20 protein-coding genes and 2 pseudogenes are annotated in these 24,139 nt (G+C 60.2%); 10 read left to right on the top strand and 12 right to left on the bottom strand.

Annotated elements, in window-relative coordinates:
• Positions 1-160 precede the first annotated feature (160 nt).
• Complete coding sequence (locus ACVWY9_RS02805) at positions 161-1,888, bottom strand: alkaline phosphatase D family protein (protein ID WP_457387439.1); 1,728 nt, start codon at positions 1,886-1,888, stop codon at positions 161-163.
• A 283-nt stretch (positions 1,889-2,171) separates the two neighbouring features.
• Here ACVWY9_RS02805 and clpS point away from each other — a divergent pair, with 283 nt between their 5' ends.
• Both clpS and ACVWY9_RS02795 read left to right on the top strand, forming a co-directional pair.
• Positions 2,172-2,453, top strand: a complete 282-nt coding sequence (clpS, locus tag ACVWY9_RS02800; protein ID WP_099812808.1) for an ATP-dependent Clp protease adapter ClpS — start codon at positions 2,172-2,174, stop codon at positions 2,451-2,453.
• Positions 2,454-2,468: 15 nt separating this feature from the next.
• A complete protein-coding gene (locus ACVWY9_RS02795) occupies positions 2,469-3,293 on the top strand; it encodes a CPBP family intramembrane glutamic endopeptidase (RefSeq protein WP_457387438.1) in 825 nt (274 codons plus the stop codon).
• Positions 3,294-3,317: 24 nt separating this feature from the next.
• Here the strand turns inward: ACVWY9_RS02795 and ACVWY9_RS02790 are convergent, their stop codons facing one another.
• Positions 3,318-4,772 carry a sodium:solute symporter family protein gene (locus tag ACVWY9_RS02790; RefSeq protein WP_457387437.1) on the bottom strand — a complete coding sequence of 485 codons (1,455 nt, stop codon included), beginning with the start codon at positions 4,770-4,772 and terminating at the stop codon, positions 3,318-3,320.
• Positions 4,765-4,950, bottom strand: a complete 186-nt coding sequence (locus ACVWY9_RS02785) for a hypothetical protein (protein ID WP_457387436.1) — start codon at positions 4,948-4,950, stop codon at positions 4,765-4,767. The genes ACVWY9_RS02790 and ACVWY9_RS02785 overlap by 8 nt, the downstream gene beginning before the upstream one ends.
• A 138-nt stretch (positions 4,951-5,088) precedes the next feature.
• Here ACVWY9_RS02785 and dprA point away from each other — a divergent pair, with 138 nt between their 5' ends.
• Positions 5,089-6,246, top strand: a complete 1,158-nt coding sequence (dprA, locus tag ACVWY9_RS02780) for a DNA-processing protein DprA (RefSeq protein ID WP_414388401.1) — start codon at positions 5,089-5,091, stop codon at positions 6,244-6,246.
• Here the strand turns inward: dprA and ACVWY9_RS02775 are convergent.
• From ACVWY9_RS02775 to ACVWY9_RS02745, 7 genes are all read right to left on the bottom strand, one after another.
• Positions 6,185-6,943 (bottom strand): SOS response-associated peptidase, encoded by a 759-nt coding sequence (locus tag ACVWY9_RS02775; protein ID WP_457387435.1) that lies wholly within the window; start codon positions 6,941-6,943, stop codon positions 6,185-6,187. The genes dprA and ACVWY9_RS02775 overlap by 62 nt on opposite strands.
• 47 nt (positions 6,944-6,990) lie before the next feature.
• Entirely contained in the window at positions 6,991-10,452 is a 3,462-nt protein-coding gene (gene treS, locus ACVWY9_RS02770) for a maltose alpha-D-glucosyltransferase (protein WP_457387518.1), read from the bottom strand.
• 122 nt (positions 10,453-10,574) lie between these two features.
• Entirely contained in the window at positions 10,575-11,891 is a 1,317-nt protein-coding gene (locus ACVWY9_RS02765; RefSeq protein ID WP_414424440.1) for a DNA double-strand break repair nuclease NurA, read from the bottom strand.
• 10 nt (positions 11,892-11,901) lie between these two features.
• Complete coding sequence (locus ACVWY9_RS02760; protein WP_011432318.1) at positions 11,902-12,807, bottom strand: 6-carboxytetrahydropterin synthase; 906 nt, start codon at positions 12,805-12,807, stop codon at positions 11,902-11,904.
• A gap of 188 nt (positions 12,808-12,995) precedes the next feature.
• Positions 12,996-14,096 carry an NAD(P)/FAD-dependent oxidoreductase gene (locus ACVWY9_RS02755; RefSeq protein WP_457387434.1) on the bottom strand — a complete coding sequence of 367 codons (1,101 nt, stop codon included), beginning with the start codon at positions 14,094-14,096 and terminating at the stop codon, positions 12,996-12,998.
• A 34-nt stretch (positions 14,097-14,130) separates the two neighbouring features.
• Positions 14,131-14,283, bottom strand: coding sequence for a photosystem II protein Y (locus tag ACVWY9_RS02750; protein ID WP_457387433.1), 153 nt, complete (start codon positions 14,281-14,283; stop codon positions 14,131-14,133).
• A 343-nt stretch (positions 14,284-14,626) separates the two neighbouring features.
• Entirely contained in the window at positions 14,627-15,550 is a 924-nt protein-coding gene (locus ACVWY9_RS02745) for an ABC transporter permease (RefSeq protein ID WP_457387432.1), read from the bottom strand.
• Between the two features lie 120 nt (positions 15,551-15,670).
• Here ACVWY9_RS02745 and ACVWY9_RS02740 point away from each other — a divergent pair, with 120 nt between their 5' ends.
• A complete protein-coding gene (locus ACVWY9_RS02740) occupies positions 15,671-16,864 on the top strand; it encodes an RNA-guided endonuclease InsQ/TnpB family protein (RefSeq protein ID WP_457387517.1) in 1,194 nt (397 codons plus the stop codon).
• On the opposite strand, the gene ACVWY9_RS02735 is transcribed toward ACVWY9_RS02740, so the two are convergent.
• On the bottom strand, positions 16,861-17,064 hold the full coding sequence (locus tag ACVWY9_RS02735) for an alpha/beta hydrolase (RefSeq protein ID WP_457387431.1): 204 nt from the start codon (positions 17,062-17,064) through the stop codon (positions 16,861-16,863). The two genes, ACVWY9_RS02740 and ACVWY9_RS02735, sit on opposite strands and share 4 nt — an antisense overlap.
• Before the next feature lie 114 nt (positions 17,065-17,178).
• Positions 17,179-17,799 (bottom strand): imidazoleglycerol-phosphate dehydratase HisB, encoded by a 621-nt coding sequence (gene hisB, locus ACVWY9_RS02730; RefSeq protein ID WP_011432314.1) that lies wholly within the window; start codon positions 17,797-17,799, stop codon positions 17,179-17,181.
• A 311-nt stretch (positions 17,800-18,110) separates the two neighbouring features.
• Here hisB and ACVWY9_RS02725 point away from each other — a divergent pair, with 311 nt between their 5' ends.
• From ACVWY9_RS02725 to ACVWY9_RS02700, 6 genes and pseudogenes are all read left to right on the top strand, one after another.
• Complete coding sequence (locus ACVWY9_RS02725; RefSeq protein WP_457387430.1) at positions 18,111-19,526, top strand: RecQ family ATP-dependent DNA helicase; 1,416 nt, start codon at positions 18,111-18,113, stop codon at positions 19,524-19,526.
• A gap of 105 nt (positions 19,527-19,631) precedes the next feature.
• Positions 19,632-21,455: a glycoside hydrolase family 3 N-terminal domain-containing protein gene (locus ACVWY9_RS02720; RefSeq protein WP_457387429.1), complete on the top strand. Its 1,824-nt coding sequence runs from the start codon at positions 19,632-19,634 to the stop codon at positions 21,453-21,455.
• A 221-nt stretch (positions 21,456-21,676) separates the two neighbouring features.
• The gene (locus ACVWY9_RS02715) at positions 21,677-22,048 is read left to right on the top strand and encodes a c-type cytochrome (protein ID WP_414357447.1); all 372 of its coding nucleotides are present in this window, start codon (positions 21,677-21,679) and stop codon (positions 22,046-22,048) included.
• Positions 22,049-22,057: 9 nt separating this feature from the next.
• A complete protein-coding gene (locus tag ACVWY9_RS02710) occupies positions 22,058-22,729 on the top strand; it encodes a diacylglycerol/polyprenol kinase family protein (RefSeq protein ID WP_457387428.1) in 672 nt (223 codons plus the stop codon).
• Between the two features lie 71 nt (positions 22,730-22,800).
• A pseudogene (locus ACVWY9_RS02705) lies at positions 22,801-22,942 on the top strand (glutamate dehydrogenase); the annotation flags it as partial.
• 209 nt (positions 22,943-23,151) lie between these two features.
• Positions 23,152-24,135: pseudogene (locus ACVWY9_RS02700) on the top strand (Glu/Leu/Phe/Val family dehydrogenase); the annotation flags it as partial.
• Positions 24,136-24,139 lie beyond the last annotated feature (4 nt).

Below are 24,139 nucleotides of genomic sequence, written 5' to 3'. Positions count from 1 at the left end.
AATGATTCAGATCACGTTAAGGATCTTAAGAATCTCATGCTGAAAATCGCGAAAAAGAGTTACAAAAAAAGGGATCCCGAGTAGAGCAGGGATCCCTTAATTCTGATTGACAATCCGGCGCAGCTGGCTCATCGGTTGAGCCGACTTCTTTATTGTGGTTTTATTGTGGCAAGCTCAGTTCCCCCCTTCGCCCTAAGGGATCCGTCAAAACACTGCCGGCGGGGCCTTTGATTTGAATGGTGCAGCGGCTGCCGGACACTTCAATAACGTTGTAGTTGGGCACCGCCAGCTCCAAAAAGCGCAAGTTGCCCGTCGTTACCCCTGGGATCCCGCTCACTTGCGGATTGGTCGGGTTCACCGGTGCCAAAAAGCCGTTCACAATCCGGTAATACAGGCGGCTGGCATTGGGGATCCCCAGTTGATTGCCCAGCTCGTCAATGCTCAGGGCCGTAACGCTCCGCCCGGTGGGGCCAGTCCACACTTCCCAGATGGGGTTGCTGCTGCCGGGGTTGACCTGTCCGATGAAGCCGGCATGGTTGTTGCCGGTCAAGAACACCACGTTGCGGATGTTGTTGCTCTCGATAAAGTCAATGACTTCCTGCCGCTCCAGCCAGTAGCCTTCCCAAACATCGTTGGAGCGGAAATAGGTCACCGTGATGGGAAACTCGCTGACGATGAACTTGTAGGTGGCGGTGGAGTTGCGCAGGCCGTTGAACAGCCACTGCTTCTGCGGATTGCCCAAGAGGGTACGGGGCGTGCGGCGCAGCAGGTTAAACAGGGCTTGTTCGGATCCCGGCGGGCCAAAGAAGAGGGTCTCTTGTTCGGGCGTGAGGCGAATGCCGGCCAGCTCCAAAAAACGCTGACGGGTCAGGCCGGGGGGCAAAATGGGCAAAATGGGGGTGACCGCCGCCAAATCCCGGTACTGGCGCAGATCCAGGATAAAGACTTCGGCATTGGCCCCGTAGCGGAAGCTGCGAAACAGCCGATCCCGGCTATCCACACCGGCCACATCTGTCAGGTTGGGGGTAATGGGGTTGTATTCAAAAAAGGCTTGGTAGCCGAGCACCTTGAGATCTTCCACATCGCGGGTTTGCCCGGTGGTGTCGTTGAGCTGAGTGGCCCGGCCACCGCGGGCCTTCTGGCCACTGTAGTTGTCAATCACCTCGTGATCGTCCCAGTTGACAACAAAAGCAGTCCGGCCAAACAGTTGCACGAACTCCCGCCCGGCATAGTTGGGATCCCGCTGATCCCGGTAGAGGCTGCGATAGAACTCCAGATTGCCGATGGGATCTAACCCCAGCCAGAAGCGATCGGCGTAGACGGTATCGCCGTTAAAGGAAATGAAATCGATGTCGCCGCGGCTAACTTCTGCCAACATGGCTGCCCCAATAGGAAAGGGGGGCTCGTTGGCGCAGCTAATGTGCAGAAAACGAACAGGCCGCCCATCCCCAGGAGCTGGCAGGGTGCGAAACTGGCCTACAGGGCTGGTAAACCCCTCGCTGACAAACCGGTAGAAGTAGCGCTGCGCTGGCCTCAAGCCGGTGACGACGGCACGAGCAATGTAGTCGCCTGGCTCAGTGCGGTAGTTGCGGCCCGCCACACGGCGAGCAGTAAGCGAAACTTGTTGCGAAATGGGGTTGAACTCGGAATTCTCAGCCACCTGCAACGTCACCGCAACCGTGTCTGTTGCACTGGCCGGGATCACCCGCGTGGAAAGCACCGCCCCTTCCGAGGTGGGATCCCCGGCAAATACCCCTTGGGGAAATCCAGGCTCTCCCAGGGGGGGAATGGAGGAACTGGAGGTGCCCCCACAGGCAGCCAGGGCGGCTGCCCCACCTCCAAACATAAGCAGTTGCAGGAAAAAGCGACGGGAACGCAGGGAACTCATAGGGCCCACCTCAGGGACACAGGCAAATGTAAAGGGATCCGCAGCAGAGGCCAATCGCCTTTTTAGTCAAGCACCTTTGCCCTCAAGCTGAGGTTGTGGGCAGGTGAAGGTTGGGTTAGGGTTGGTTTAACGGCTCTGACCCCTGCGCCCAGGTTCCCCACGGCCTTTTCACAGAGCTTGCTGAGAAGGCTAAAATTTCATTACAGTTTTTCCTGCTTTTGCCCCATTTTTGCGGTTTTGCGTTCCTTAGACTTCTTTTGACCCTGCCGAAGGAGGGATCGTTGTGGCTACAGAGACCCTGGTCAAGCCTTCTGTAACCCCGAAGCACATGCCCATGTACCGGGTGTTGCTGCACAACGACGATGTCAACACCATGGAGTACGTGGTGCAGGTGCTGGTGAAGGTGATCCCGGCGATGATGCCGCCGCAAGCCACTGAGATCATGCTGGAAGCCCACAACAACGGTGTTGCTGTGGTGATCGTGGTGCCGCGGGAGCACGCGGAGTTTTACTGTGAGCAGTTGCGTCAGCACGGCCTCACCAGCTCCATTGAGCCGGAACGCTAAGCAGGAGCGGTTGGGGTGGGCCTGCTGATTGCAAAACTCAAGGCTTTGCCCTTGCCGCTGCGGCTGTTGCTGTTTTTGGGGATCCCCCTCCTAGCCTGGCTGCCGTGGGTCGGGCTGGGGGGGTGGTTTTTTCCGGAAGCGCGAGCCTACCTGTGGCTGCCCCTGTATGCCTTGCTGCTGGTCTGGCTGGGGCTGTGGGGATCCGGGTTTGCCGCCTATGGACTGGATGGCAGTTGGCCTTGCCGAGGCGGGATCCTCTGGGGCCTGGGGATAGGTGTGGGCGGGCTTTTCCTGCTGTTTGGCCTGGAGGGATCCCTGGGTTGGCTGAGTTGGAGGGCGGTAGGAGGGGGATCCCTGCTGGTCTATGGGTTGCTGGGGTTGCTTTTGGGCTTGGGGGTGGCGCTGGCGGAGGAGCTGTTTTTTCGCGGCTGGCTGCTGCAGGAGATGGCGCTAGATTACGGCCGCGCCGGGGCGCAGTGGGGATCCAGCTTCCTCTTTGCTGTGGCCCATTTCCTCAAGCCTTGGCCGGAAATTCTGGCCACTTGGCCGCAATTGCCGGGGCTGTGGCTAATGGGACTGCTGCTGGTGCAGGCGAGGGTCTGGAACCAAAACAAGCTGGGCCTTAGCCTAGGGCTGCACGCGGGTTGGGTATGGGGCATGGCCTGGGTCAACAATCTGGCCTGGATAGACTACACCGGCAGGGTGCCCGAGTGGCTGACCGGGATCGGCGGCAACCCCTTGGCCGGGCTGATGGGCTTGCTTTTTCTAGGAGGGACTTTCGCATTTCTCAACGGCCTGGCTCAAGCTGGCTGGCTACCGGCAGACCTGGAAAAGCGTTGATTGAGCTGATCGATAAAGAATAACCTACTCTCCCCAAGGCCCTTCCTCGTAGTAGGCGGTCACCTGCTCCTTGGGCGGCTGGGTAAGCAAGCTTACGCCAATTAACACCCCACTGCCGATCACCACTGCCGGGATTACGGGTAACCAGCCCCCTGTCCAAGCCCGCGGCAACAGACCCGACAGCCAACCTAAAGTCAGGCCACTGGAGACGAGGGCCCCGGCTACAGCCCCAGCGCGGGTAGCCCGCTTCCAGTACAGACCGGCTATCAGGATTGGGAACAGCATGGCATTTCCCTGAAAGCTCCAGGTGGCGATCTCCACAATCAGCCCCGGCGGGTTAAGAGCAATCACAAAGGAAGCTAGGCCGATCCCCAGCACCACCCAGCGGCCTAGCAACTCTTCTTGGTGGGGGGAAAGCTGGCGCCTGAAGAAGGTAACCACCAGATCCCGCGTCACTAGGGAGCTGGCGGTGAGAAGCTGGGAGTCAGCTGTAGACATGAGAGCAGCCAGGGCCGCCGTAATCACCACCGCTGCTACGCCGCTGGGCAGGGTTTGCAACATCAGGGGCATAATCTGATCCGTTTTCTCCAGGCCGGGAAAAGCCAGGCGGCCCCAAACCCCAAGAAGAGCTGCCGGGAAAAAGACCAGCAGAATCAGCAGCGGCCAGACTACCATCAGGGTCTTGAAGGGATGAGCACTCCTGGCCATGTAAAAGCGCTGGAAAAATTGTGGGAAAAGGGGCGTGGCCATGAAAAACAGCAGTTGATTGCCGAGTAACCCTTGCCAGCTCCAGCGTCCTTGGGGGCCGGGCAAGCTCAGCCAGGGATCCAGTTCGCTACCCGCTTCTCTCCCTAGGGAGAAAGCCACTGCAACAAAGGCCACCCCCATCCCCAGAATCAAGATGATCCCCTGCACCACGTCCGTCCAGACCACCGCCTGGGATCCGCCAAAGAGCACATACCCCAAGATCACCAGCGCCACCACCACCGCCAAGGGCCAGTAGGGGATCCCCTCCCCCAAGACAGCCGCCAGGGTGCGGGCTCCGCCAATGATCTGGATGCTGATGTAGGGGGCGGTAAACGTCAGGGCGCTAAGGCAGTAGAGTAGAGCCAAAAGAGGGCTGTTGAAGCGGTGGCCGAAAAACTCGGAAGGGGTGATGAAGCCAAAGTGTTGGGCTGCTAGCCATACCCGGTAGCCCACCCACAAAAACAGCCCCGAAATGAAGGCGGTGGTCACTCCCACCCCCAGGAAGATCCCTAGGCCGTGGGTATAGGCATCCGCTGGCACCCCAATGAAGGTAAAGGCACTGAGCAGCGTCGCCAGCGTCGTCAAGGTTAGAGCCAGGGATCCCAACCCCCGCCCTGCCAAAAAATAGCTCACCGGATCCTGGCCGCTGTGGCGATAGCTCCAGAAGCCGATGGCTGCCAGCAGCAGCAAGTACACCCCCACCACACCCAAACTTAAAATGCTGTCAGTCATCTCCAGGCCAGCAAACGCGCACAATGTAAAGATTCAAGGGCACCAGCAGCAGCACGGCCAGCCCTGCCCCCCAGTACCAAGCAGGGATCCCCAAAAACTGGGGCTGGGCCGAGCGGGATCCCACCCAGGTCAACAGCCACAGCAGGGGATAGGCCCCCCACACCCAAGCTTGGCGCATCCGCCCAAACCGCAGCTGCCTTGATCCTTGAAGGTTACCGGCGGGATCCAACCCTGACATCTACCCATCTCCTGCTTTTTTGCCAAGCGTTCCTTTTGCCAATCATTTAAGATACAGCCACTACTGCGCAGAGCTAAATTGTCTTTTCCCCTTTCCCCTTCAGATCCTGTTGGCAAGAGGGAGCCTTCCCGTGGGCCAGGCCATGAAGAACGGGAGCGGCCCTACTGGCTAGCTTGGGCCCGCATCAAAGGGATTGGCCCCCACCGGCTCAAGCGGCTGGCGGAGTTTTTTGGATCCCTGGAGCGGGCTTGGCAAGCGGATGCCCCGGCCCTGCGGCAGGTGGAAGGCATTGGCCCCACCCTGGCCCAGGCTATTGTCTCTGCCCGTCCTGGCCTTGATCCCGAGCAGATCCTGGAGGAAACCCTCAAAGCGGGGATCCCCTTTCTCACGCCTGCAGATCCGGACTATCCACCGCTGCTGTGGGAGGTGCCAGATCCCCCGCCCATTCTCTATGCCCTAGGAGAATGTCCCAATTGGCAACAGCCGGCTATTGCCATCGTCGGCACCCGCGCCCCTACGGCCTACGGTCGACAGTGGACCCAGAAAGTCAGCGCTGCCCTGGCGGAAGCTGGCTGTGTGGTGGTCTCGGGGCTGGCAACGGGGATCGACGGCATTGCCCACCAGGCCTGTCTGGATGCCGGCGGCAAGACGGTGGCCGTGGTGGGAACGGGGGTGGACAAAGTTTACCCAGCTCACCATCAAGCTCTCTACCGGCGCATCCTGGCCCAAGGGGCCATCCTCAGCGAATATCCCCCCGGCACGCCACCGGCCAAGGAGCATTTTCCCCAGCGCAACCGCATCATTGCCGGCCTCTGCCGCGCCACTTTGGTGATGGAGGCTCCGGAAACCTCGGGAGCGCTAATTACTGCTCACCTGGCCAACCACTACGGTCGGGAAGTGTATGCGTTGCCGGGGAATATCGACACGGCGGCGGCCCGTGGCTGTCTCCACCTCATCCGCAGTGGCGCCGGCATGATCCTGGGGATCGAGGAGCTGTTGAAAGACTTGGGCCTCCTCCAGGGATCCCCTGTGCTAAAGCAGCCCTCGTCCACTGGCCCCAGCGATCCCCAACAGCAACTGCTCTGGCAGCTGCTAGGGGAGGGCATCCTCAGCCTCGATGCCCTGGCCCAGGCTAGCCAGATGGATATTGCCACCCTTTCCAGTACCCTGCTGCTTATGGAATTGGAAGGCTGGCTGGTACAACTGCCGGGGATGCGCTACCAGCGGGCTCGCTGAGGCTGGATCCCTGCACTGCTTCTCCGATAGGAGCACGGCAAGCGGGATCCTCGTGGCGGGGGTTGTTCACATAGGTGCTGACCGGATAAGCCACCATGGCTTCTGCTGGGTAGGGGCGGAGCAAGGGCAAAAGCAGCTTGGGATCCTGCACCTGGGGATCCAGCCAAAGGTCGTAGTCGTTTTCCGTCAAAATCACGGGCATCCGCTCGTGAAAAAGCCGCATCAGGCGGTTGGCAGCGGTGTTGAGGATGGCACAGGTTTCCACCTCCACTCCCTCTGGGCTGCGCCAGCGTTCCCAAATCCCGGCAAAGGCAAATACCGGTCGATCCAGCAGGTGAAACCAGTAGGGTTGTCTGCCCTTCTTGCCTGTACCCTGGTCGGCCCACTCGTAGAAGCCATCTGCCGGGATCAGGCAGCGACGACGGCGGAAAGCTTCGCGGAAAGAAGGCTTCTCGGCCACCGTTTCAGAACGAGCATTGATCAACCCGGCCTGAGGAGCTCGGCTCCAAGCGGGGATCAAGCCCCAGCGAAAATGGGTTGCCTCGCGCTGAAGGGATCCCGCCACCACCGCCAGCACCGGCTGAGAAGGAGCGATGTTATACCGGGGGACAGCTGCCCTTTCTTGGGCTGCCGCCGGCAAGCCAAAATGCTGCCTCAGCACTTCTGGCGCCACTCCCAGGCTAAACCGTCCACACATGCTTGTCCCCCAGTCGCTCACCCCAAATGGCCTGCCGACAGGATCCCCTAAACCTTGGTGGAAATGCCCAGCAACTGCAGGATCCCGCGCAGGGGAATCTCCACCCACTCGGGGCGGTGGTTCAACTCATAGCCCAGCTCGTAAATGGCTTTTTCCAGCAGATAGGCGTCCAACAACACCTCTATCTCTTGCAGGCTGCGGGGCAAAAAAGCCGCTTGGGAAGCCACCTGCAGATATTCGGCCAAAAAGCCCGCGCAGACCCAGCGGTGCCAAAACTGGGCCCACCGCATCATGTCGGGGCAGTGGTCGGCGCAGACCAAGCCGCTCTCCAGTTGCTGGCGCAAAGCTGTGTGGACAGCATAGTGGAAGGATCGCAGCATCCCCGCCACATCCCGTAAGGGGCAACGCTTGAGACGCCGTTCGCCCAAAGAGCGGGCCGGCTCCCCTTCAAAGTCGATGATGACAAAGTCTTTGCCGGTAAACAGCACCTGGCCCAGGTGATAATCCCCGTGGCAGCGGGTACGCAGGGCGGTGATCTTCCGCTCCAGGATCAGGCGGAAGCGGCTCATGATTTCCCCTTCTTGGTCGCAAACAGCCCGAGCCAAGTTGGCCTCTGCTTCCGGCAGCTTGGGGAGCTGCTTATAAGGACTCCGTCCCGCTGACGCGAACAGCAGCGGAAACACCTGCCCCACCAAGTTGCGCATGGACTGGTAAACGGAGCGCTGGTACAGGCTGGAGAAAGGCTCTGGGGCAAAGTCTTTGTTCTCCGTAAAGGACTCCGTCCCGCTGACGCGAGCGGCAGCCAGGGCGATGTGCAGCTCGGCGGTGCGCTTGGCCAAGATCCGCACCGATTCTAGGTAGCTGCCGATGGTGGCGTAGGCCAGCTCCGGCAAGGGCTGTTGGGAAAGCTCCAAGAAGGATCCCTGCGGCACGGGCACGGGATCCACCTCTTGGTAGTGAACCAGCACCGCCTCAAAAAATTGCCCCAGGCTGTCCAGGGTGTAGTGCCAGGCATCTCCCTCGTTGGGGATGTACTCCTGCAAAATGGCCAGGGTAATGGGCTGATCGGCGGGATCAAACCCACGGGCCCCGCGACGACGGCGATACTCCAGGGATCCCAGCAGCCGTGGCACGCGCACCTGGGGATGGTGCTCCAGCAGGTAGCGGCCTATCTCCAGCTCTGGGTTTACCCCCTCGGCCACCCGGTGGTAGAGCTTGAGGAGGTAGTGGTTGCCATAGACAACGGAGGTGTAGCTCTGCTCCGCCTTGAGGAGGCGGGGTTCCAGGTCATGCTCAAGGGCAGCAAAGCTAGTGGCCCAGAGCTCTCCCTGACGGTGACGCAGGCGGCCCTGCTGGGCAATTAGCTGCAGCAGCCGCAGCAAGAAGCTTTTGTCAGCCAGAGCGTTGAAAATTACTCCCGCCGGCCCTCCGGCCACTTGCACAGGGAGGATGACCGCCTGGGGCATCTCTAGGCGCAGGTGTACGGCTGCTTCTTGGGTGGCATAGCCCACAGGGAGAGAGTAGAGCTGCGTATCGCCCTCGATAAACTCGGCCTGGAGAAGCAAGATCTGGCTGCCCAGCAAGGACTCCTCTTCTCGGCGGCAGGGGATAGCCTGCAGGATATGGATCGCCTGGAGCTGGCGGTTTTGGGAGCCAAACCAACGACAGCGGTAGAGGTAGTCCGCCAAGACTGCCTCCAGCTGCTTTTGGCTTTCCCCTTGCAAGAGACTGTCCCAACTACCACTTTGAACAACCAGAGGACTACCACTTTGAACAACCAGAGGGACCAGGCGTTCCTGCTCCTCCGCTTTGCTGGGGCTGAGGTGGATGGTCTCCGTTTTGGGCTCAAGGGAAAACCAGTAAAAGGAATGGGGGCCTAGCGTTAGGAAATAGGGCAGTCGCCCAATAGGGGGAAACTCGGTGTGGCCAAAGATCTCCACCGGGATCAATCCTTCCCACGGCGATAGATCCAGCCCCACCCACTGGGCGTAGCGGGAGAGGTTGGCCACCACCAAGATGCGCTCGCCGCGGTAGGCTCGCACAAAGGCAAGCACCTTGCGGTTTTCTGGGTGGAGCAGCTCAAAGGAGCCGCGGCCAAAAGCTTGGAATCGCTTGCGCACGGCGATGAGCCGCTTCATGGTCCACCACAGGGAATGGGGGTTGTTTCGCTGCGCCTCCACATTGACAGCTTCGTAGTGGTACTCGGCGTCGATGACGATGGGCAGGTAGAGCTTCTGAGGGTTGGCCCGCGAAAAGCCGGCGTTGCGGTCGGCGCTCCACTGCATGGGGGTGCGCACGCTGTTGCGATCCCCCAGGTAGATGTTGTCCCCCATGCCGATCTCGTCCCCGTAGTAGATGACCGGCGTGCCGGGCAGAGAAAACAGCAGGCTGTTCATCAGCTCGATGCGGCGGCGGCTGTTGCCCAGCAGGGGGGCCAAGCGGCGGCGGATCCCCAGGTTCACCCGCGCGTTGGGATCCTTGGCGTACACCTGGTACATGTAGTCCCGCTCCTCGTCAGTGACCATCTCCAGGGTGAGCTCGTCGTGGTTGCGCAGGAAGAGGGCCCACTGGCAGGTTTCAGGAATGGGAGGGGTTTGTTGCAGGATGTCAATGATGGGGAAGCGATCCTCCATCTGGATGGCCATAAACAGCCGTGGCATGAGGGGAAAGTGGAACTCCATGTGGCACTCGTCCCCATCGCCGAAGTAGGCCACAGCATCTTCTGGCCACTGGTTGGCCTCCGCCAGCAGCATGCGGCCAGGATACCTTTGGTCAATGTGTCGGCGCAGAACCTTGAGAAAGGCATGGGTCTCCGGTAGGCTCTCGCAGGTGGTGCCCTCCCGCTCGTAGAGATAAGGCACCGCGTCCAGCCGCATGCCATCTACCCCCAAGCTCAGCCAAAAGTCCACCACCTCGAACATGGCTTTTTGTACGGCGGGGTTGTCGTAGTTGAGATCTGGCTGGTGGGAGTAAAAGCGGTGCCAGTAGTAGGCCTTGGCCGCTGAATCCCAGGTCCAGTTGGAGGCTTCAAAGTCTTGAAAGATAATGCGGGCCTCTTTGTACTTTTCGGGGGTATCGCTCCAAACGTAAAAGTCCCGCTCGGGGGTGCCGGGGGCAGCTCGTCTGGCCCGCTGAAACCAGGGGTGCTGATCCGAAGTGTGGTTGAGGATGAGCTCAATGATGACGCGGATCCCCCGCTTATGGGCAGCCTCCAGAAAGATCTTGAAGTCTTCTAGGGTGCCCAAGTCAGGGTGAACACTGGTAAAGTCAGAAACGTCGTAGCCGTCATCTTTTAAAGGCGAGGAGAAAAACGGCAGCAGCCAGACGGCTGTAATCCCCAGTTCTTGCAAGTAGTCCAGCTTTTCGGTCAGGCCCTGGAAGTCGCCCACGCCATCGCCGTCGCTGTCGAAAAAGGCCCGTGCCGGCAGCTCGTAGATGATTGCATCTTTGTACCAAAGGGGGTCGTGGGTGAGGGGGGAGATGAGGCTGCGCAGAGGGGCTCGGATCATCATGTCGGTCATGTCGGCAACAGAGACAGGATTGGGACACCTTGGCAACCCTAGCCGTTGAATGGGGATCCCCTCAATAGGCTACAGCCTTCTCTTGGGTGCCAGGGATCCCCGGCGTCGGTTCAGGCAATGCCACTCCGCTTCTGGGCTTCCTTGCGGGAGACGGCCACGTGGCGCAGGCCGGCCCGGAGCAGCTCCTGCTCGATCAAGGCAAAAAACCGCTGCCGATCCCCGCTTCTCACCACCGCCAAATGATGGGCTTCCGCCAAGGCGATGGGGTAGCCAAAGCCCTTGTGCACTTGGCTCAGCACCCCTGCCAGAGCCCGCTGCAGCAACTCCGCATCCTGGACCACCCAAGCGGGAAACTCCAGGCGAGCAATTTCGGCTTGGCCCAGGGATCCCTCGCCAACATTGAGGTAACAACAGTGGACGTGGTGTTCCCCGAAGGCGTCCAACACGCTGGCGCCGCTGCGCCAAAGGGGGCTGCGCTCTCCCGGCTGCAGCAGGGATCCCCAAAAGACGCGGTCTGCCAGGGGGGCGAAGGGATGGCAGGGAGGAGACTTCTCGCCGGGACAGTAGCGGTAGCAGTCACAGCCCAGGTACGGGCACAGCCCCAAGCGCAGGTAGTTGAGGGTTTCGCTGCTGCGGGAGGCGCTGATGTAGCCCACGAGAGGAATGCGGGCCGCCCGCAACTGCTCCAAGGTCGCCAGAATGGGATCCAACCAGGGGCGCCGGGCCGACTGGGGCAGAGGCTCCAGTCCCCAAGGGATTAGGGATCCATCCAAGAGCGCCAGCGTGATGCGGCGACGGGGCACCGACAGGGCCAAACGAGCCAGCTCCTCCAGTTCCGCTTGGGAGCGTCGTAAGGCCAGTATCTCTTCCAGCCCCAACGAGGACTCCGTGCCGCTGGTAGGATTGCGTTCACCTGGAGCGCGCTGCGGGCGAGAGTCTCGCCGGTTAAGGGGGGCCCTCGGCAACCCTTCTGCCCGCGGTTCCGAGAGAGGGGAGTCTGAGCGGTTTTGCTGGGCAAGGGGCCCATCTCCATACAGCAGCAGGGGCTGGCTGTCCAACAGCGGCCACTCCTGGGTGCCGTAGTGGAGAACCACGCGCCCAACATTGATCAGCGAGCAGTAGGCAATCTCGTGGTGACTGGGCAAAATCTGGGATCCATCCGTGGCCACCACCGTGTGTCGCCCCTGCAGAGGCTCGACCTTGGGCAGGGATCCCCAGGCTTCCGGCGGCTCGGCGGGGCTGGCGCAAACAAACGACAGATGGGATCCCCACTCCACCCAGCGGGACTGCCAAACCTGCGGCTCCTGCTGCCAGCGCTCGAAAACTTGCCAGGCTTGGCGGAGGCGTTCTTGGCTGGCTTTCGACTCCTGTTGCAGGTGCCGGGTGAACGCAGGAATTTGCCCGCTCAGCTTAACCAGATCCAACATGATGGCCGCATCAGCCCTGCATGGCAATACGGCTGCCAGAAGCGGAAGAAGCCACATCTTGTCCTTCTGAGGAGTTGAGCAGCTCTTCCAGCGGAAACTCCCCGTAGACCTCGCTGCTGTTGTTGGGACTCTCCTGCAGGCGAACCCGATGCAACTGCACCCCCAGCTCCCGCAGGGGCAGAGTCAGCAGCCGCTGGATGTAGAGGGCGATGTTTTCGGCAGTAGGCACCACCTGGGCAAAGTAGGGAATGTCTTTGTTCAAAAAGGTGTGATCCAGCGGCTTCACCACCTGCTCCTCGATCAGCCGCTGCAGGGCCGCCAAGTCCACGATCATCCCCGTGCGCGGGTCGATGGATCCCTTGACGGTGATCTCCAGGCCGTAGTTGTGGCCGTGGCCGTGGGGACGGGCACAGAGGCCGTAGATGGCGCTGTTTTCTTCAAAACTCAGGTGATCCAGAGCCAAGCGGTGGGCGGCGCTGAAATGGGTGGCAACAGTCAAGTAGGCTTGCATGGCTTCTCCTCGGTATTCGGCCCAAAGCTCAGGATCTTCGTACAGACGGACGCTGGTTAGGGGCAAGGCATCGGCCAGGCGTTGCCAAATCACGTAAGCGATAAACTCGGTAGTGGGCAAGGTTTGGGCAAACTCCGGCCAAGCTTGATTTAGATAAGCAAAGTTGAGATCTTGAATCACCCGCTGCCGGATCACCTGCTTCACCTCCGAGAGGTTGAGCACCATCCCATAGTCATCCACCTCACCACTCATGCCCACCTCCAGCACATAGTTGTGGCCATGGCCGGGAAAACGGGCATTGGGGCCAAAGCGGGCTAAGTTCTCGGCTTCTGAGAGTTCGGGCAACCAGTACCGATGGCTGGCGGCAAATTGCGCACGGCGGTAGATTGTACAGATTCTGGACATGAGTGGAGAGGAGAGCATCTGCCGGGGGATCCACCCTTTAGCTTGACACACTCCCCGGCCCAGAGGGTGGAAATTCTCAGCGGCCCTCAGCCTACCCTCCCAGTGGTCTTGCCGTCATCTCTGTCCTGCGCCAGGTCAGGCACTTGCCCTGCCGACCGGGTCGGCCTGTGCATACCCTCTGCATCCCCTCATTTCCCGGAAAGCATTCCAAGCAGGGTTTTGGCAGCGTCTTGCCCTGAGAGCCAAGCCCCCTCTATGCGACCCCCGGCGCACCAATCGCCGGCACAAACCAAAGGCAATCCCTCAGCAGCGGAAACCGGCACACGGGTGCTTAAGCTGGCCAATCCCGTGGTTTCCAAAGGCAAAGCGTAGCGCCAACGGTGCACCTGCATCCATTGTGGCGAAGCCAACCAGGGATCCAGCCGTTGGGCCGCGTGGGCCAGCAATTCTCGACCGGCCTTTTCCAGCTCAGAGGGGCCGGCCTCCAAGTACAGAGATGACCACTCCGCCCCCCCATGCAAGACCACCACAGGCGGGAGCGGCTGCAGGCGCTTGCTGCTGTCCAGTCCCAGCCAGGCCAACATCGGATCCTCCAAGCACTTGATCCCCTTCCAAGGCGGCGTATGCTCAGAGTAGCCCGCCAAAACCGCAAGGCAGGGTAGATACTGGGCGGATTCCAGCAGAGGCAACAGGTTTTCAGCCGAAGGGATCCCTTCGCGGAGCAAAGGCAGCAACTGGGGGGCCGGGATTGTCGCCACCAAGGCAGCAGCCTCGTAGCATTGGCCGTTCTCCGCTTTCAATTGCCAGGTGGTTACCAAAGGTTTGAGGCTGACCACACGAGTTTGGGTGTGTACCGACAGCGGGGCAGCCAGGTGTTTGGCCAGCGTCGTCATGCCCTGAGGGCAGACATAGCGCGGTTTTTCATCGTTGGGATCCTCCGGGCGCAGCCCTTCTCGATCCAGCACATGCAGCGAGCGCGTCCATTCCGTCAGCAGCCCCAGGCCCAGCAGCTCCTTCACCCAGCGATGAAAGCCATCCGAGTCGGCGGTCAGGTATTGAGCTCCATGATCCACCGGCACCGTTTGTCCAGCATGTTCAACTCGACGGGTGGCCATGCGCCCGCCCAAGCCCGCCGATTTTTCCAGCACCAGAACCCGCAACCCTGCCCGCAGCAGTTGCCTTGCACACACCAAACCGGCCACTCCCGCCCCGATGACAATCACATCGGCGGATGTTGAGCGGGCTCCCTCGGAAGGGGTTACCGCTGCCTGGGTCTCCTCACCTAGCATACTGAGCCTGCCGGCTGTGAGCGGATCCGCACGTTCAGCTCCCCCCTCTGCCAAAGGGGTTGTTGCCTTTTTCGCCGAAGAGCTTGGCCTCCCCCTTGATGGCAGCCTTGATGATGTTGTAGGCAGCCCAGGCAACCACCAAAACAATGGGCGACAGAACGATCAGCGGACGAAGATCAATGTCCATGGTTTTCATCCCCCCCTAACATAGATTTACCGACTGCTCGGAACAAGAGCCTCCAGGGTTGGCAACTGCCGGAATCCCGATAGGGTGAAACCGTTTTCGACTCTGGATCCCGCACAAGCTGAGGTGCAACTCTGGAAAGATGGCTAAGTCCAGAATAAACCTAAATGGGGATCCCTACCGGACAGACTTTGCCCCATCTGGACTGCTGAGGCGGGAGCCAACAGGCCCACACCGAGAATCGCGTCCAGAACTAGCGCACCCACCAGGGATGTGCAATCGACCCCGATCACCTGACTAACTGCTGCCCAAGCCCGCAACTTGGATCTTAATTCTGGGCTCTTTCTCAGTTGCTGTAGATTTTGCCCAGGGCAGCCGGCGGGCGGGTTTGGCGGGTGCGGCTCAGCACTCCCGATAGAACCCCCATCGTCAACACAAAGGGCAACGCCTGGATCAACACGGGCGGCATCACATCTCCCCCTTGCAGTTGAATGGCCAGGGCGTCGGTGGCCCCAAACAACAGCGTCGCGCCCAGGATCCCGAAGGGGTGCCACTTGCCAAAGATCATCGCTGCCAAGGCGATAAGGCCCTTTCCTGCTGACATGTTGCGGACAAACTGGTTCAAAAAGCCAATGGAAAGGTAGGCCCCCGCCAGGCCCCCCAACAGGCCGGAGAGCAGCACCGCCGCGTAGCGCATACCCAGGACATCCACCCCCATGGTGGCAGCAGCCTGAGGATGCTCTCCCACCGCTCGCAGCCGCAAGCCCCAGGGTGTTTTGAACAGCAACCACCAGGAGATTGGCACCAACAGAAAGGCCAGATACACCAAGGGGCTAAACCCATGCCACAGCGGCAGCCGATTGACAATTTCTTGAGAGTTGGTGGTGTTGCCGTAGAACGATTGCAGCACCAGCGAAGGCACGCTCATGGCCAACAGGTTGATGGCAGTGCCGCTGACAATTTGATCGGCTCTGTAGCGGATGCACATCAGCGCATGCACAAAGGCAATGGCCACCCCCCCTAAGGCGCCGGCCAACAAACCCACCCAAGGGATCCAACCCACCTGAGCTGCTGGAGTCTGGGCCAGAAGGGAAGCTTCCAGGCGTTGGGTGGTTACCGCCGCCGCCAAAGCCCCAAACAAGATGATCCCCTCCAGGGCAATATTGACCACGCCGCTGCGTTCGGAGTACATGCCCCCCAAGGCCGTGAGCAACAGAGGGGTAGTGGAGCGCAGGGTAGCCGGGATCAAAGCCCAAAACAGAGTTGCCATATTGCTCCGCAGCGCCAGCGCAAACGAGATCTCCGCTCAGCTAGAAATCGCAGGAGCCCCGCACTGTACCCGTAGGGTCGGTGTCGGGAGGAATGCGCTTTGATGAAGTACAATGAACTTATGAGCCAAGTCCTGACCATATCCTGTAAGCTCAAGGTGTCCCCGTCGCAAGCCGCCAAATTGGACGCGACGATGGATGCCTTTGTACAGGCATTGAACTGGGTCAACCAAAACACACCAGAAAAAGTAGTCAACGCGGTCAAACTCCAATCCCTTTGCTACTACGAGATTCGAGCCCGGTTCGGCTTGTCCAGTAACTTGGCTCAACAGGTGTGCAGACGGGTAGCGGGTTCCCGCAAAGTGGCTAAGCAGAAAAAGCGTCCCGTCAAGGAGTTTAAGAGCGGCTTTGTTACCTACGACGCCCGTATCTTTTCGTTCCGTCAAAAAGACTGGACGGTGTCGCTGACCACGGTGGAAGGGAGAGAACGCTTTGAACTGGCCATTGGCAACTACCAGCGTGGGATGCTGGCTGGTTCCAACCCAAAAGCTGCCACCCTGGTCAAGCGCAAAGATGGCTCCTACTACATCCAGATTTGCGTAGAGAAAAAACCACCCAAGCAACAAGATACCGACAAGGTGATCGGGGTGGACTTGGGAAGGACAGATATTGCCCATACATCGGAAGGAGATCACTGGAATGGACAGCAGTTGAACAGAGTCCGAGACCACTACTCCCGGTTGAGGGCGGTACTCCAACGCAAAGCCAGTAAGGGCACACGCAGTTCGCGGCGCAGATGCCGTCAACTGCTGCAACGGCTGTCTGGCAAGGAGAGGCGCTTTCAGGCGTGGGTCAATCATCGCATCTCCAAAGCTATTGTCTCCAGGGCAAAGGCTACCAACAGCGCTATCGCTCTGGAAGACCTGACAGGGATCCGGGAAAGGGTCAATCAACAGCCACGCAGCAAAACCGAAAGGCGCAGGGCCAACAGTTGGGCGTTCTACCAACTACGTCAATTTCTGGAATACAAGGCGAGGGTTGCAGGGGTTTCTCTGATTCTTGTTCCGCCTGCCTACACGTCGCAGACCTGCCACCGGTGTTTGCACATCCATCCCGACCCTGCGCAATCCTATCGCAGTGGTAAGTCGTTCAAGTGTGGGCACTGTGGATGGGAAGGAGATGCGGACTTGAATGGTGCAAACGTAATTGCGCTCTTGGGGACTGTCGTAAACCAGCCTAGAGGTTCGGGCCTGTTTTGTTCTCTGGTAGAGCAGAACAGGCTCAGGGCTACTGAAAGCCCGCTCCGTACCGCCTAGCGGTCGGAGCCGGGTAGTTTACGTCTCGAATCAAAGTAGTGCGCAGAGGTGCTGGGATCAAAATCGCGTGTGAGCAAATCTGCCAAAGCTGCCTGCTGCTCTGGCGTAAGCCGCCGCAGATAAAAATCCAACTGCCGGCTCACCGTGCCATTGTGAGCAAACTGGGCCAGATCCTCCACGGGCAAGGAGAACTCAATCAAACAAAGGCGGCAGAAACACCCCCAAGCGCTCTGCACCCCCCATCTGGCCCAGACCGAAGAAAACTGTCCCCAATCCCAGAGCCAAGGCCAACAGTCTCCGTGGCCAGTTCATGCCTAGAGTACTCCCTTCGAACTGGGGATCCCTTCTTGTCGGCGGGGATCCCGTTCTACAGCCATGCGCAGGGCACGGGCAAACGCCTTAAAACTGGCCTCGACAATGTGGTGGGCGTTGAGACCGGCAGCTTGGCGAATGTGCAAGGTAAGCTGGGCGTGGTTGACCACCGCCTGATAAAACTCCCGCACCAACTGGGTTTCGTAGCGGCCAATGCGCTCTGTGGGCAGCTCCAGGCCATAGCTGAGGTGAGGACGCCCGGAGAAATCCAGCACCACCTGCACCAAAGCTTCATCCAAAGGCGCCCAAAAATGGCCGAAGCGATGAATGCCACGCCGATCCTGCAGAGCCTGCGCCAGAGCCTGTCCCAGCGTGATGCCCACATCTTCGTTGGTGTGGTGATCGTCGATGTGCAGATCCCCTATGGCCTTGATCTGCAAATCGATCAACCCGTGGGTGCTGAGCTGGGCCAGCATGTGATCCAAAAAGGGGATCCCAGTATCGATCTCATGGCGCCCGCTGCCATCCAGGTTCAGATGAATTTGGACATCCGTTTCTCCAGTGCGACGGTGAACAGAGGCCGTTCTGGGCTGGAGCAGGCGCGAGGAGTCGAGGGCAGTCATGGGAAAAGTATCGAAGCAGGCGGGAAGTCCCAGCTCTAGGATCGCACAAGCCCGCCGCCATCGACACCTTCACCCACGCAGCAGGTGAGAATCCCTTCTCTGCCGGGGATCCTGATCCCAGCCCCCTGGACACGGGGATAGGTGTGACAGGGATCCCCTACAGGCAAGCCGGTGGGGCCGATCCTCTGCGCCCTCACCCCTTGGGAGAGGGGAGCTAGCAGGTTCAGCGGGATTTGAAATAGCCTATAAGACAGCTTCTCCCGAAATCGCTGTAGATTGCTGAAGGAAATTGTTGAAAAGGGGGTTGCCGTTTGCAAGATTGGCAGCAGATTCAGCGCGCCCTCAAGCAACACTGGGGTTACGAGAGGCTGCGCCCACCCCAGGATCAGGTGATCCGCGCTCTGCTGGACAAGCGCGACGCGCTGGTGGTGTTGCCGACGGGGTTTGGCAAATCCCTGTGCTTTCAGCTAGTAGCCCTGCTGCAAACAGGGGTGACGCTGGTGGTCTCGCCCCTGATCGCCCTCATGGAAGACCAAGTTCAGGATCTTTGGAAACGCAAGCTGCCGGCAGCCTGTCTCCACAGCGAACTGGATCCAGCCCTGCGCAAGCGGGTGTTGAAGGCCCTTGAGGAAAACCGACTGCGCCTGCTCTATCTGGGGCCGGAGACCCTATTCAGCCCCCCCGTTTGGCAACGGCTGCAACAGCCTCAGGTGCAAATCAACGGCCTGATCGTGGATGAGGCCCACACGTTGGTGCATTGGGGGGGATCCTTCCGGCCCGACTACCGCCGTCTGGGATTGCTGCGCCCGGCTCTGGCCCCGGTGAAGTCCTTTTTTCCCATCGCCGCTTTTACCGCCACGGCTGACCCCCAAACCTGCAGCCGCCTCAGCCAAATCCTAGAGCTGCGGGATCCGGAGTGCATTCGCGCCGATCCCCTGCGGGCCAACCTCTCCCTCAATGTGGCGATAGCCTGGAGCCCGGCGGATCGCCGTCGTCGTCTGCTGCGATTCCTGGGCGAGAATCCCGGGTCGGGTCTGGTCTATGTGCGCACCCGACGGGATGGGGAAGAGCTGGCCGAGTGGCTGGGCCGACAGAACTTGAAAACCGCCACCTATCACGGGGGGCTGGAAGCGGGATCCCGCCGTCGGCTGGAACGGGCCTGGCTGCAGGGGGAACTGCGCTTTCTGGTCTGCACCAACGCCTTCGGCATGGGGATCAACAAGCCGGATGTGCGTTGGGTGCTGCATTTTCATCCCCCGCCCAGCTTGATGGATTATTTGCAAGAGGTGGGACGAGGCGGTCGGGATGGTGGCCCTTGCCGGGCCCTGATGCTGGTCTCGGAGCCGACGGGCATGCTGGATCCCAGCGATCGCCGGCGCCAAGCCTATTTCTATTCCCAGCAGGAGCGCCTTCAGGCCCGAGCACGCCACCTGCTCCAAACCCTACCCCAGCAGGGATCCTACGCCGATCTGCCCCCCGGAGAGGCACGGGTGGCCTTGGGTCTGCTGCAGGAGATGGGCTGCCTGCACTGGCCGGATCCCTTTCACTTTCAGGTGTTGCACCGCCGTTGGCAGCCTTTAAGACGAGAGGATCCCTGGCGGGGTATAGAGGATCTGATCCACACTCGCGGCTGTCGGTGGCAGGCGATCTTGCCCTATTTTGGCTACCCTGGGGAGCAGCCCGGCCTGCCTTGTGGCACCTGTGACCGTTGTCGGCTTTCTCGTTAGCCCTCAGCAGCCAAGTGCGAGCCACAACCGGCAGGAGTGGTTATCATGATCTGCGTTTCTGCAAAGGGAGCAGTTCCCCTTGCTGACGAACTTTCGGCTGTGCCTATGAGTGTTTCCGGATCTCCGCTCGAGGAACTGGATCGACCCTTATCCCTAGCTCGGCAGGTAGCCCAACTGTTGGTGGTGCCGGTCTCGGCCCGTCTGGGATCCCAGTCTCCTCCCCGAGAGATCCTCAAACGGCTTATCCAGGAGGTGGGGATCGGGGGCATCTGGCTCACGGATGGCCACGTGGCCGAGGCCCTGCTGCTGATCGAGGAGGCCCAGTCTTGGGCGGCTCTGCCCCTTTTGGTGGCAGCCGAGGTCGGGCGGGGGCTGGCCCTGCAGGGGGCGACCCCTTTCCCCCATCCTCTAGGGTTGAGCCGCCTGGGGGCGGAAGCCGAGCGCTGGGCCGAGCAGTGGGGGCGGATCACGGCGCGGGAGGCGGCGGCCATCGGCATCAATTGGTTGCTCAGCCCGGTGGCAGAGCCGCTGGGGGAAGGGGCGCTGGCGGAGAATCCCCTGTCTGCTTTGCAACTGGCGCGAGCTTTTGTGCGCGGATGTGAGCAAGCCACCCCGGGCAGCACAGGCGGGATCCTAACCACAGCCAGCTCTTTTCCGGGCAAAGGCTGGAGGGATCCGGTTCAGGCCGGACTGAAGCCATCCCCAAAGACAACAGACACCCCCTGGTGCCCCCGATTAACCCTGACCCTAGCCCAGCTCCAAGAGGGACCTTGGCTGCCTTTTCGAGGTTTGGTGGAGCAGGTGGGGGCGATCTTGGTTTCCCACGTGGTGCTGCCGGAGTGGGATGAGCGCTGGCCTATCACCCTGCTGCCGGGGCGGCTAACCCAACTGTTGCGCCAGGAATGGGGGTTTGGCGGGCTTATTGTTGTGGACAGCCTCGATCAAGGCTGCTTGGCAGAGCTGGCCAATGCTAACGGGCCCAACTCATTGGCCGTGCGGGCTTTCCAGGCCGGTGCCGACCTAATTTTGGCCCCCCCCGATCCGATGGCATCCTTGGCAGCCGTTTTGGAAGCGGTGCAACAGGGATCCCTCAGCGCAGCCCAGCTTGCCCAGTCGGTGACGCGGGTTCTGCGGGCCAAACAGCGAATCCTACCTGCCGCCTCAGCTCTCCTCCAACAGGTGTGGCCGGCCTTGGCGGAAACGGATTTCAGCACCGTTGGCGGATGGATGGGGGCCAGGGATCCCACGGATCCGGCCCTCAACCGTGGCTCTCCTGCCGAGCAACTGAAGCCTTTGCTGCTGGGGGATCCCATCCCCAAGGACTCGGCGTTGGGAAAGTTGTTCAACAGGCGCTCCAGCCTGCCCTCTGCTCTGCACAGAGCTGCCCAGATGGGATCCCTCTTGGCCGAGAAGGATATTGCTCCCTGTCAAGCGGCTATGGCCCGTGGTGGCGTGGAAGGAGGTCGGCCCCTCGGCCCGCCCGCAGAGCCCGGATGGTTGAACTGGATCTGGCAGGATCCCCCCTTGGGTGCTGCCGATGTGCAGTTGCAATCTCCCGCCCTGCATGTTCCGGCTGCCTTAGGCATGCTTCCTGTGCTCAGCGATGCTCTTACCCCCCTACCTTGGCTGGAAGCTGCCCTAAACAACGCCCCAGGATTCATCTTCCAAGGTTTCCTTCGGGATCCCTTGCCCAACTATGTGCTGGATTGGCTGCAACAGCATCGGGAGCGGGTGGCAGCGGTCGTCATTTATGGTAATTTATCTCTCTACCGCCGCCTGCAGGCGCACTTTCCATGGGCCAATGCCATCCACAGCCTCAACCGGGATCCCTGGGCCCAAGCGGAGGTGATGGAGCGGCTCTTTCCCAACTGCACCCTCTCAGAGGGATCGGAATCTCAGGCAGCTCGGCAAACCATTAAGAAAAAGTAAATGCCATTACAGATTATTGGCAGGAAAGGGCTCCTGGGTTATCGTGTTGGTTGAAATGTAAAAGATTGAAACGGTTTCTCTCAGCGTTGTCTGTGCCTCCCTCCCTCTCAGACACTCCTCAATCCTGCAGCAGCCAGTCGTCAACTGGCAGTTGGGTTGAGTTTGAGCAAAAGCGACTTCAGCCTTCATCCCAACAGCGTTTACAACCCTTCCTCAAATCCTTGCAGCAGTTCTTTACAAGTGTCTGGTCTCAAAAAACTCGGCTGGGTCTTGCCCTCCTCAGCCTGGGGCTGGGGATATTCGCTTGGGCTTGGCTGGGTGCCGGGGCTCGTCTGGATCCCTACACGGAAGCCGTCCTCAGCTTACAGGGGCAGGTTAGCCATGGTGCATCCTTGTTTGCCCTCAACTGTGCAGCCTGCCACGGAGAAGAAGCGGATGGGCGAGTGGGGCCCAGTCTGCGGGGGGTGAGCAGCCGCCGCTCGGATCGGTTTATTATTCAGCAGGTGACCGGTGGCAAAACGCCTCCCATGCCCCAGTTCCAGCCGGATCCTCAGGAGATGGCAGATCTGCTCAGCTACTTGAAAACCCTCTGAGGCCGTTTCATGGGCCTGGCCCAGCAGCTTGCTTGCTATGCTCTCTGGCTGGCCGCCGTATTTGCTTTTGCGGAATGGCTGCGCTCCCGGCAGGTGGACGGGGAATGGGTGCGCAAGGCCATTCACATTGGTGTGGGCAATATCATTTTGTTGGCTTGGGCTTTGCAAGTGCCTCGCTGGCTAGGGGTGGGATTCTCTCTGGTGTTTGCCGGCTTGGCGCTGCTCTCCTACCGGGTGGCCATCTTGCCCAGCTTGAATGGAGTCGGTCGCCGCAGCTTTGGCACCTGTTTCTACGCCATCAGCATTGGCCTGCTGCTGTTTTGGTTTTGGCGTCCCCAGCGACAGGTTTTCGCGGTGATCGGCATATTGGTGATGACGTGGGCCGACGCCTTGGCAGGGTTGGTGGGCAAAACTTGGGGCAAACACTCCTACCAACTGGGATCCATTCAAAAAAGCTGGGAGGGATCCCTGACCATGTGGGCGGTGAGCAGCTTGGTGATTGCGGCTCTGCTGCTGGGGTACTTTGGCTTCTCCCCCCCTTTGCTGGCCATCAGCCTCTTGGTGGGGGGGATAACCATGGGGTTGGAGGTGTTCTCTTGGTGGGGGTTGGATAACCTGACCGTGCCCCTGGCCAGTGCCGGCCTCTGTTTTGTTCTGCTGCAGATCCTCAACTATTTGTAACGCTTGCTACGGAACGTTCCTCTCCGGTTCCCGGCGGTATAGTGTGGAAACAGCCCTTGCTTCTCTTCGCCATGGCTGCAAGTCCTGCGCTGGCCTCTTCTGCCCCTCCCTCTCCCGCCCATATCTGTCCCCTTGCCCAGGCCTGCAGCTACCTAGATTGGGCAGCTGGCGAGCTGAAACTGGATCCCGGCTGGGTGGCGATCCTCAGCTAGAAATTGCAGGAGCCCCACACTGTACCCGTAGGGTCGGTGTCGGGAGGAATGCTATAATAATACTGCGGACACCAGAAACGGTTGTTTAAGGCACTGGTAACGGTCGATTGGGGTGCTGTAAACCACCCCAGAGGCTCGTGGTTGGCTTGCTAACTGCAGGGCTACTAAAAGCCCGCTCCGTACCGCCTAGCGGTTGGTGTCGGGTAGTTTACGACCTGGAAATGTGCCCTTATGGGCATTCCCTACGGTGGGGCCAAAGGGGGGATCCCTATCGATCCGAGGCGTTATTCGGTCTCGGAGCTGGAGCGCATTACCCGCCGTTATACCAGCGAGCTGATCAAGGATATCGGCCCTGCAGAGGACATTCCCGCTCCAGACATGGGAACTTCCGCCCGCGAGATGGCCTGGGTGATGGATACCTATTCCATGAATGTCGGGCATGCGGTGCCGGGAGTGGTGACGGGCAAACCTCTCTCGATTGGGGGATCCCGAGGGCGAGAACTGGCCACCGGACGGGGGGTGATGATCACGGTACGGGAAGCCTTGGCCCGACATGGTGGATCCCTGGCAGGGGCAACGGTGTTGATCCAAGGCTTTGGCAATGTGGGCGGGGCAGCGGCCAGCTTGCTGCATCAGGCAGGAGCCAAAATTGTGGCGGTTTCCGGCAGTTCTGGGGGCCTTTACAATCCTAATGGACTGGATATCCCCGCCCTCAAAGCTTACATGAAGGAACGGGGAGGCCGCATGGCGGGCTTTCCGCAAGCTGAGCCCATTAGCAATGCCGACCTGCTGGTGCAAAAAGCGGATGTGTTGATCCCTGCCGCTCTGGAAAATCAAATTACCGAAGCCAATGCCCACCAAATTCAAGCCCGGATTGTGGCAGAAGCTGCCAACGGGCCAACCACCCTTGCCGCCGACCGGATTTTGGAATCGCGAGGGATCCAGGTATTGCCGGATATCCTAACCAATGCCGGTGGAGTGGTGGTGAGCTATCTGGAGTGGGTGCAGGGACTCTCTTACGTCTTCTGGGATGAAGAGCGAGTCAATCAAGAGATGGAAGGTCTGATGGTACGTGCCTTTGAACGGGTGGTGCAGGAGGCAGAACGGCGGCAAGTGTCGCTGCGACTGGCTGCCTACACCCTAGGGGTAGGCCGAGTGGCCCAAGCCCTACAGGATCGCGGCCTTTACCCGTAGACGC

The sequence above is a fragment of the Thermostichus sp. OS-CIW-31 genome (assembly GCF_054060305.1).
The sequence above is the reverse complement of the archived record's forward strand: the minus strand, read 5'-3'. Positions and strand labels throughout refer to the sequence as shown.

Excerpts from the sequence above, each read along its gene's own strand:
- ACVWY9_RS02750 (WP_457387433.1), bottom strand. The coding sequence starts at position 14,283 with ATGGACATTGATCTTCGTCCGCTGATCGTTCTGTCGCCCATTGTTTTG.
- ACVWY9_RS02790 (WP_457387437.1), bottom strand. The coding sequence starts at position 4,772 with ATGACTGACAGCATTTTAAGTTTGGGTGTGGTGGGGGTGTACTTGCTG.
- ACVWY9_RS02805 (WP_457387439.1), bottom strand. The coding sequence starts at position 1,888 with ATGAGTTCCCTGCGTTCCCGTCGCTTTTTCCTGCAACTGCTTATGTTT.
- ACVWY9_RS02765 (WP_414424440.1), bottom strand. The coding sequence starts at position 11,891 with ATGTTGGATCTGGTTAAGCTGAGCGGGCAAATTCCTGCGTTCACCCGG.
- ACVWY9_RS02755 (WP_457387434.1), bottom strand. The coding sequence starts at position 14,096 with ATGCTAGGTGAGGAGACCCAGGCAGCGGTAACCCCTTCCGAGGGAGCC.
- ACVWY9_RS02775 (WP_457387435.1), bottom strand. The coding sequence starts at position 6,943 with ATGTGTGGACGGTTTAGCCTGGGAGTGGCGCCAGAAGTGCTGAGGCAG.
- ACVWY9_RS02785 (WP_457387436.1), bottom strand. The coding sequence starts at position 4,950 with ATGCGCCAAGCTTGGGTGTGGGGGGCCTATCCCCTGCTGTGGCTGTTG.
- treS (WP_457387518.1), bottom strand. The coding sequence starts at position 10,452 with ATGATCCGAGCCCCTCTGCGCAGCCTCATCTCCCCCCTCACCCACGAC.
- ACVWY9_RS02745 (WP_457387432.1), bottom strand. The coding sequence starts at position 15,550 with ATGGCAACTCTGTTTTGGGCTTTGATCCCGGCTACCCTGCGCTCCACT.
- ACVWY9_RS02720 (WP_457387429.1), top strand. The coding sequence starts at position 19,632 with ATGAGTGTTTCCGGATCTCCGCTCGAGGAACTGGATCGACCCTTATCC.
- hisB (WP_011432314.1), bottom strand. The coding sequence starts at position 17,799 with ATGACTGCCCTCGACTCCTCGCGCCTGCTCCAGCCCAGAACGGCCTCT.
- ACVWY9_RS02740 (WP_457387517.1), top strand. The coding sequence starts at position 15,671 with ATGAGCCAAGTCCTGACCATATCCTGTAAGCTCAAGGTGTCCCCGTCG.
- ACVWY9_RS02710 (WP_457387428.1), top strand. The coding sequence starts at position 22,058 with ATGGGCCTGGCCCAGCAGCTTGCTTGCTATGCTCTCTGGCTGGCCGCC.
- ACVWY9_RS02760 (WP_011432318.1), bottom strand. The coding sequence starts at position 12,807 with ATGTCCAGAATCTGTACAATCTACCGCCGTGCGCAATTTGCCGCCAGC.